This is a genomic window from Allobosea sp. CER48, from assembly GCF_044752385.1.
GTDB lineage: Bacteria > Pseudomonadota > Alphaproteobacteria > Rhizobiales > Beijerinckiaceae > Allobosea.
Genome location: NZ_JBIWYK010000190.1, coordinates 1 through 5,936, shown reverse-complemented (window position 1 = coordinate 5,936; position 5,936 = coordinate 1). Strand labels below are relative to the sequence as shown.

6 protein-coding genes are annotated in these 5,936 nt (G+C 66.9%); all 6 read right to left on the bottom strand.

The genetic code is table 11. The features are described from left to right. Positions 1–53: 53 nt before the first annotated feature. Positions 54–1,178: a zinc-dependent alcohol dehydrogenase family protein gene (locus tag ACIPIA_RS09050; protein WP_400508719.1), complete on the bottom strand. Its 1,125-nt coding sequence runs from the start codon at positions 1,176–1,178 to the stop codon at positions 54–56. Positions 1,179–1,249: 71 nt separating this feature from the next. After that, complete coding sequence (locus tag ACIPIA_RS09045) at positions 1,250–1,987, bottom strand: ABC transporter ATP-binding protein (protein WP_400508717.1); 738 nt, start codon at positions 1,985–1,987, stop codon at positions 1,250–1,252. A gap of 11 nt (positions 1,988–1,998) precedes the next feature. Further along, positions 1,999–2,742: an ABC transporter ATP-binding protein gene (locus ACIPIA_RS09040; RefSeq protein ID WP_400508715.1), complete on the bottom strand. Its 744-nt coding sequence runs from the start codon at positions 2,740–2,742 to the stop codon at positions 1,999–2,001. Further along, the gene (locus ACIPIA_RS09035) at positions 2,739–3,743 is read right to left on the bottom strand and encodes a branched-chain amino acid ABC transporter permease (protein ID WP_400508714.1); all 1,005 of its coding nucleotides are present in this window, start codon (positions 3,741–3,743) and stop codon (positions 2,739–2,741) included. Before ACIPIA_RS09035 ends, ACIPIA_RS09040 begins: the two co-directional genes overlap by 4 nt. Further along, complete coding sequence (locus ACIPIA_RS09030; RefSeq protein ID WP_400508712.1) at positions 3,740–4,618, bottom strand: branched-chain amino acid ABC transporter permease; 879 nt, start codon at positions 4,616–4,618, stop codon at positions 3,740–3,742. The genes ACIPIA_RS09035 and ACIPIA_RS09030 overlap by 4 nt, the downstream gene beginning before the upstream one ends. Before the next feature lie 125 nt (positions 4,619–4,743). Continuing rightward, positions 4,744–5,880 (bottom strand): ABC transporter substrate-binding protein, encoded by a 1,137-nt coding sequence (locus tag ACIPIA_RS09025; protein WP_400508710.1) that lies wholly within the window; start codon positions 5,878–5,880, stop codon positions 4,744–4,746. Between the last annotated feature and the right edge of the window lie 56 nt (positions 5,881–5,936).

Sequence of the window (5,936 nt, the reverse complement as noted above, 5' to 3'; positions counted from 1 at the left end):
GTTGCTCGCCGCGCTCTCGGCCAGCCTCGCTCGCACCGACGCTTCGCGCCGCATCACATCCTGACGATATGCCGGATCGTGCGGCCTTCGTGCAGCGCGTCGAAGCCCTCGTTGATCTCGTCGAGGCTGCCCGAGCTGGTCCAGAGCTTGTCCACGGCCAGCCGTCCGCGCTGATAGAGTTCAATGAAGCGCGGGATATCGCGCGAGGGCACGCAGGAGCCGACATAGGAGCCCTTGAGCGTCCGTTCCTCCGCGACCAGCCTGACCGGCGAGAGCGAGAGGGTATGGGCGGGGTTGGCGAGTCCTGCCGTCGTGGTCGTGCCGCCGCGCCGGGTGATCTGATAGGCGAGGTCGAGCGCCTTGACCGAGCCCGCCATCTCCAGCCCGTGGTCGACGCCGCCCTTCGTCGCCTGCTTGATCGCCTCGATCACATCCGGCGTGTCGGCCCTGAAGGCGTCGGTCGCGCCGAGCGCCAGCGCCAGGTCGAGCTTGTCCTGCGCGAGATCGACGGCGATCACCCGCGAGGCACCGCAGGCGATGGCACCGAGCAGGGCCGAGAGCCCGACGCCGCCGAGACCGATGACCGCGACCGTCTCGCCCGCCTTGATGCGCGCCGTGTTCACGGCCGCGCCGACGCCGGTCAGCACGGCGCAGCCGAACAGGGCCGCGATCTCATGCGGGATATCCGCCTCGATCTTGACCAACGAACGGCGCGAGATCACCGCATGCTCGGCGAAGGCGGAGACGCCGATATGATGATGCACGGGCTTTCCGTCGACGGAGAGCCGCCGCCCGCCGCCGAGCATCTCGCCGCGCCCGTTTGCGGCGTTGCCGGGTTCGCAGAGGGCAGGGCGCCCTTCGGCGCAGGGTGCGCAATGCCCGCAGGATGGCACGAACACCATCACCACGCGGTCGCCGGGCTTCAGGTCATCGACGCCCTCTCCGGTTTCGACGACCTCACCGGCCGCCTCGTGTCCGAGCACCATCGGCACCGGGCGCAGGCGATTGCCGTCGATCACCGAGAGATCGGAATGGCACAGGCCGGCCGCACGGACGCGGACCAGCACCTCGTCGCGGCCGGGCGGTGCGAGGTCCAGCTCCTCGATACGCAGCGGGCGACTCTGCGCATAGGGTGCCGGGACCGGGCTTTGATTGAGGACGGCGGCGCGAATCTTCATGGACGCAGGCTCCGGTCTGGTCGGTCGGCGCTATCCCGACAGGAGAGGGCGCCGCTGTCAAAACCCTGCTGTCAGGCTGCGTCGATCATCGTGCCGCCCAGGAAGAGCTGGCCGATGCGCGGATCGGCGAGGATTTCCGCCGCCGGCCCCTGCATGCGGGTGCGGCCGAGTTCGAGCACCAGGCCCTCGTCGGAAATCTCAAGCGCCGAGCGGGCATTCTGCTCGACCATCAGGACGGATACGCCCTTGGCCCGGAGGTCCTTCAGGATGCCGAAGGTCTCCTGCACCATCAGGGGCGACAGGCCGATCGAGGGCTCGTCGATCAGTACGAGCTTGGGGTCGAGCAGCAGCCCGCGCACGATCTCGAGCTGCTTCTGCTCGCCGCCGGAGAGTGTCGAGGCCTGCTGGTCGGCTTTGCGCCGCAGTGCCGGGAAGCGGTCGAGCGCGGCCTCCAGCCGTTGCGGCATGTCGGTGATGCCCGAGCCGGCGGCAACCGTACCGAGCTCGATATTGTGGCGCACCGAGAGCTCCGGAAAGATGTTGCGCCCCTGCGGCACGTAGCAGACACCGGCCTCCAGCAGCTTGCGCTGGTTCCAGCCGGTGATGTCCTGCCCGTCGAAGCGGATGCGGCCCTCGCGCAGCTTGAGCAAGCCGAAGATCGCCTTGAACACGGTCGATTTGCCGGCGCCGTTCGGCCCTATCACGGTGGTGATCGCGCCGCGTTTCACCGCGAAAGTCGTGCCGTTGAGGATGGTCATGGCGCCATAGCCGCCGACCACGCCGTCGAGTTCGAGGATGGGGGTGCTCATCGCCGCGCTCCTCAATGTCCGAGATAGGCTTCGATCACGGCCGGGTCGGCGCGCACCTCGGCGGGCGTGCCCTCGGCCAGCATCTTTCCTTCGGCCAGGACGATCACACGCGAGCACAAGCTCATCACGAAATCCATGTTGTGCTCGATCACCACGAAGGTTGCGCCCTGCTCGGCATTGATCGCGCGAAGACGCTCCTTGAGGTCGCCGAGCATGGTCAGGTTGACGCCGCCGGCGGGCTCGTCGAGCAGGACGAGGCGGGGACCGGCCATGAAGGCCATCGCCGCATCGAGCAGTTTCTGCTGGCCATAGGAGAGGCCGCCGGCCTTGGCGTCCGCGAGGTGGCCGAGCTTGAAGAAGCCGATCATCTGCTCGGCCTTCTCGGACAGCCCGGCATCGCTTGCGCCGAAAAGCCGCCCGAGCATGGAGCCCTGATGCTCCTGGCCGGCGAGGATCAGGTTCTCGCGGACCGATAGCTCCGGGAAGACCTGCAGGAGCTGGAAGGTGCGGCTGACACCGAGCCGGTTGAGCTCGGAGGGACGCATGTTGGTGACGTCCCGGCCGTCGAGCTTCACGGCGCCCTGTGTCGGTTCGAGCTGGCCGAGGATGCAGTTGAACAGGGTCGACTTGCCGCAGCCATTCGGCCCGATGATGCCGAGGATTTCGCCTTCGTTCACCGAGAAGGAGACGCCGTTCACGGCCTTGATGCCGCCGAAGGCCTTGTGCAGGTCGTGGACTTCGAGGACCGGATTCATCGCGTGCCTCCGGTCTTGCGCCGCAGCGCCGCCCAGCCGCGCTCGATGAGGCCGCTGACACCCTGCGGGCAGACGATCAGCAGCGCGAGCACGATCGTGGCGAAGATGATGAGGTAGAGCGAGCCGGCGAAGCGCAGCCATTCCGGCAGCACGATGCCGAGCAGGGCGCCGATGAAGGGGCCGAAGAGATAGCCGGCGCCGCCCGCCACCACCATCAGCAGCAGGAAGAGGCTCTGCGACAGCGAGAAGGGTGAGGGATCGATGAACTCGACCAGCGGGGCGTAGAGCGAGCCGGCGAAGCCGCCATAGGCCGAGCCGATGGCGAAGGCGAGCAGCGTGTAGGCGCGGGTATCGACGCCGAGGCTCGCCGCCCGGACCGGGTTCTCGCGCAGGGCAGTGAAAGCGCGGCCCCAGGGCGAACGGATCAGCCACCACAGCGCCAGCGACAGGATCAGCGTGACGACGACGACGAAGCGGTGGAATTCCAGCGCGCCGAACAGCTTGATGCCGAAGAACTCCGGCCGGTTGATGTTCGAGATCCCGAAGACGCCGCCGGTCAGCCATTGCTCGTTGCGGAGCACGAGCCAGATCAGCGTCGAGAAGGCCAGCGTTACGAAGGCGAGGTAGTGCGTGCGCACCCTGAGCGCCGGAAAGCCGAGCAGCAGGCCTACCGCGAAGGTCAGCAGGCCCGAGAGGCCGAAGGCAGCATACCAGCTGACGCCGTATTTCGTCGTCAGGATCGCCGTGGCATAGGCGCCCAACCCCATGAACGCTGCCTGCGCCAGCGAGCTCTGGCCGGCATAGCCGAGCGTGAGGTTCAGCCCCATCACGCCGATGCTCATGACGAGCCAGAGCGACAGGACATAGGTGCCGTAGCGGCCCATGCCGACGGGCGCGAACCAGAGGACGACGGCACCGAGAACAAGCGCAATCAGCGCGGCGTCGAGCCGGCGGGCCGGACGGCGGGCGGCGGCGGAATTCTGGACGGCAGGGGCGCTCATACGCGGCGCTCCTCCTTGCGGCCCATCAGGCCTTCCGGCTTGATCAGGATGATGGCGACCAGCAGGACGAGCGGCACGGCGAGCCGGTACTGGGTCGAGACATAGGCGGCGGCGAGCGAGTCCGCTACGCCGATCAGGATGCCGCCGACGAGCGCACCGCGCACCTGGTTGAAGCCGCCGACGATGGCCGCGATGAAGGCGAACAGGCCGATGGTCTCGCCGTTCGAGAACTTCGCCAGGTAGATCGGCGAGATCAAAAGCGAGGCGACCACGGCGAGCGCGGCGTTGAGCAGGAAGGTGAGCAGCACCATCCGCTCGACGGGGATGCCGAGGATGCGCGCGACCGTCGGGTTCTGCGCCGTTGCCTGCATCTGCCGGCCGAGCCGCGTGCCGCCGACGAACCATTGCAGCAGTCCGATCGCCGCGAAGGCGACGACGATGATGGCGATATGCTGGAGCGAGATCGAGGCACCCAGCAGGTTGACCATGTCGGTCGGCACCAGCGAGGGGAAGCTCTGCGCCTCCGCCGAGAAGCCGTCCTTGGCGCCTTCCTTCATGATGATCGACAGCGCCATGGTGGCGATGGCGAGCGGCAGCACGCCATGCTTGATCATCGGGTCGACGACCACGAGCTTGAATCCGGCGCCGAAGATCAGCAGGAACACGGCGATGCCGAGGAGGCCACCGGCCCAGAGCGGCAGGCCAAAGAGCTTGACTGCGAGCAGGATCAGCACGGCCGGCAGCATGACGAACTCGCCCTGGGCGAAGTTGATCGTCTGCGAGGTCTGCCAGACCAGCGTGAAGCCGATCGCGGCGAGCGCGTAGATCGCGCCCGTGGCGATACCGGCAATGAGATAGGCGATGAATTCGGCCATGGCGGATCTTCGTGTGGAGCAGGATGCGTCATGGCCGGGTTCGACCCGGCCATGACGGGGATCTGCGTTCTCGTCACGAGATTCCCGGTCGGCGCCGGACGCCGCCCGGGAATGACGGCTGAGTGTTACGGCTTGATCTTCGGCAGGGTGGTGTTGATCACCTGCTTGCCGTTCACGACTTCGGCGAGGAAGCTCTCGCGGTCGAGGTCGCCATTCTGCTCGATGACGGTATCGATCAGGATGCCCGGCTCCTCGCTCGCCTTGATGGAAGCGCCGCGCAGCGTGTCGGCGAGGCCCTTCTTGTCGAGCTTCTTCTGCTTCTCCGTCGCCCATTTCACCATGAAGACGGCCATGTAGCCCTTGATGCCGTTATGGTCCGAGGAGAAGCCGTATTTCTCGCGGTAGCGCTTGCCGAAATCCTGCAGGGCCGGGATGGGCGCGTCCGTCGAGAGGCCGACATGGCCCTTGGCGCCGTTGGCCGCATCGCCGGCAAGCTCCAGCACCCGGGCGCCGAGCAGCGTCGTCTCGCCGATCATCGGCTTGGTGATGCCCTGCTGCTTGGCGGCACGCAGGAAGCGGGCGCTCTCCTCCTCGTTCAGGTAGACGAAGACGGCGTCGGCATTGGCGTTCTTCACCTTGATCGCATCAGCGGTGAAATCCGCCTGGCCCTGCTCGGTCGAGACGTCGACGGCGACCTTGATGCCGGCCTTCTCCAGCTCGGGCAGGATCGTGTCGCGCCCGCCCTTGCCGAAGTCGTTGTTGACCCAGACCACGGCGATCGAGCCTGCCTTGAGCGTGTCCTTCATGTATTTGGCGATCTTCGGCATCGCAGCCGCCTGGCTGATCGAGGTGCGGAAGATGTAGGGGTTGCCCTGCCGGGTGAAGCCGGCCGCCTCGCCGCCGACGATCTGGGCGACTTCGGCACGCTGCGAGATCTGCATGGAGGCGCCGATCGGGCCGGAGAAGATCGGGCCGAGGATGGCATAGGCGCCTTCGTCGATGCCGCGCTGCACGGCGGCGCGGGTGTTACCCGGATTGGTCTGCGTGTCGTAATGCACGATCTCGACCTGCTTGCCGAGGATGCCGCCCTTTGCGTTGATGTCGGCGGCGGCCATGTCCGCGCCGTTCTTCCAGTTGGTGCCCGCGGCAGCGCCGGCGCCCGACAATTCGATGACGTCGACAAGTTTGACCTTGTCCTGTGCCTGCGCCGGCAGGCTGAGGGCGGCGCCGAGCACGGCGGCCATGACCCAGAGCGATTTCATTTCCTAACTCCTCCCAAGCCGTTTTTTCTTCGCCGGCTCGTTCCATCGACGAGAGC

What these genes read in the sequence shown, in the direction of transcription:
- ACIPIA_RS09050 (WP_400508719.1), bottom strand. Translation starts at nt 1,178, where the DNA reads ATGAAGATTCGCGCCGCCGTCCTCAATCAAAGCCCGGTCCCGGCACCC.
- ACIPIA_RS09045 (WP_400508717.1), bottom strand. Translation starts at nt 1,987, where the DNA reads ATGAGCACCCCCATCCTCGAACTCGACGGCGTGGTCGGCGGCTATGGC.
- ACIPIA_RS09040 (WP_400508715.1), bottom strand. Translation starts at nt 2,742, where the DNA reads ATGAATCCGGTCCTCGAAGTCCACGACCTGCACAAGGCCTTCGGCGGC.
- ACIPIA_RS09035 (WP_400508714.1), bottom strand. Translation starts at nt 3,743, where the DNA reads ATGAGCGCCCCTGCCGTCCAGAATTCCGCCGCCGCCCGCCGTCCGGCC.
- ACIPIA_RS09030 (WP_400508712.1), bottom strand. Translation starts at nt 4,618, where the DNA reads ATGGCCGAATTCATCGCCTATCTCATTGCCGGTATCGCCACGGGCGCG.
- ACIPIA_RS09025 (WP_400508710.1), bottom strand. Translation starts at nt 5,880, where the DNA reads ATGAAATCGCTCTGGGTCATGGCCGCCGTGCTCGGCGCCGCCCTCAGC.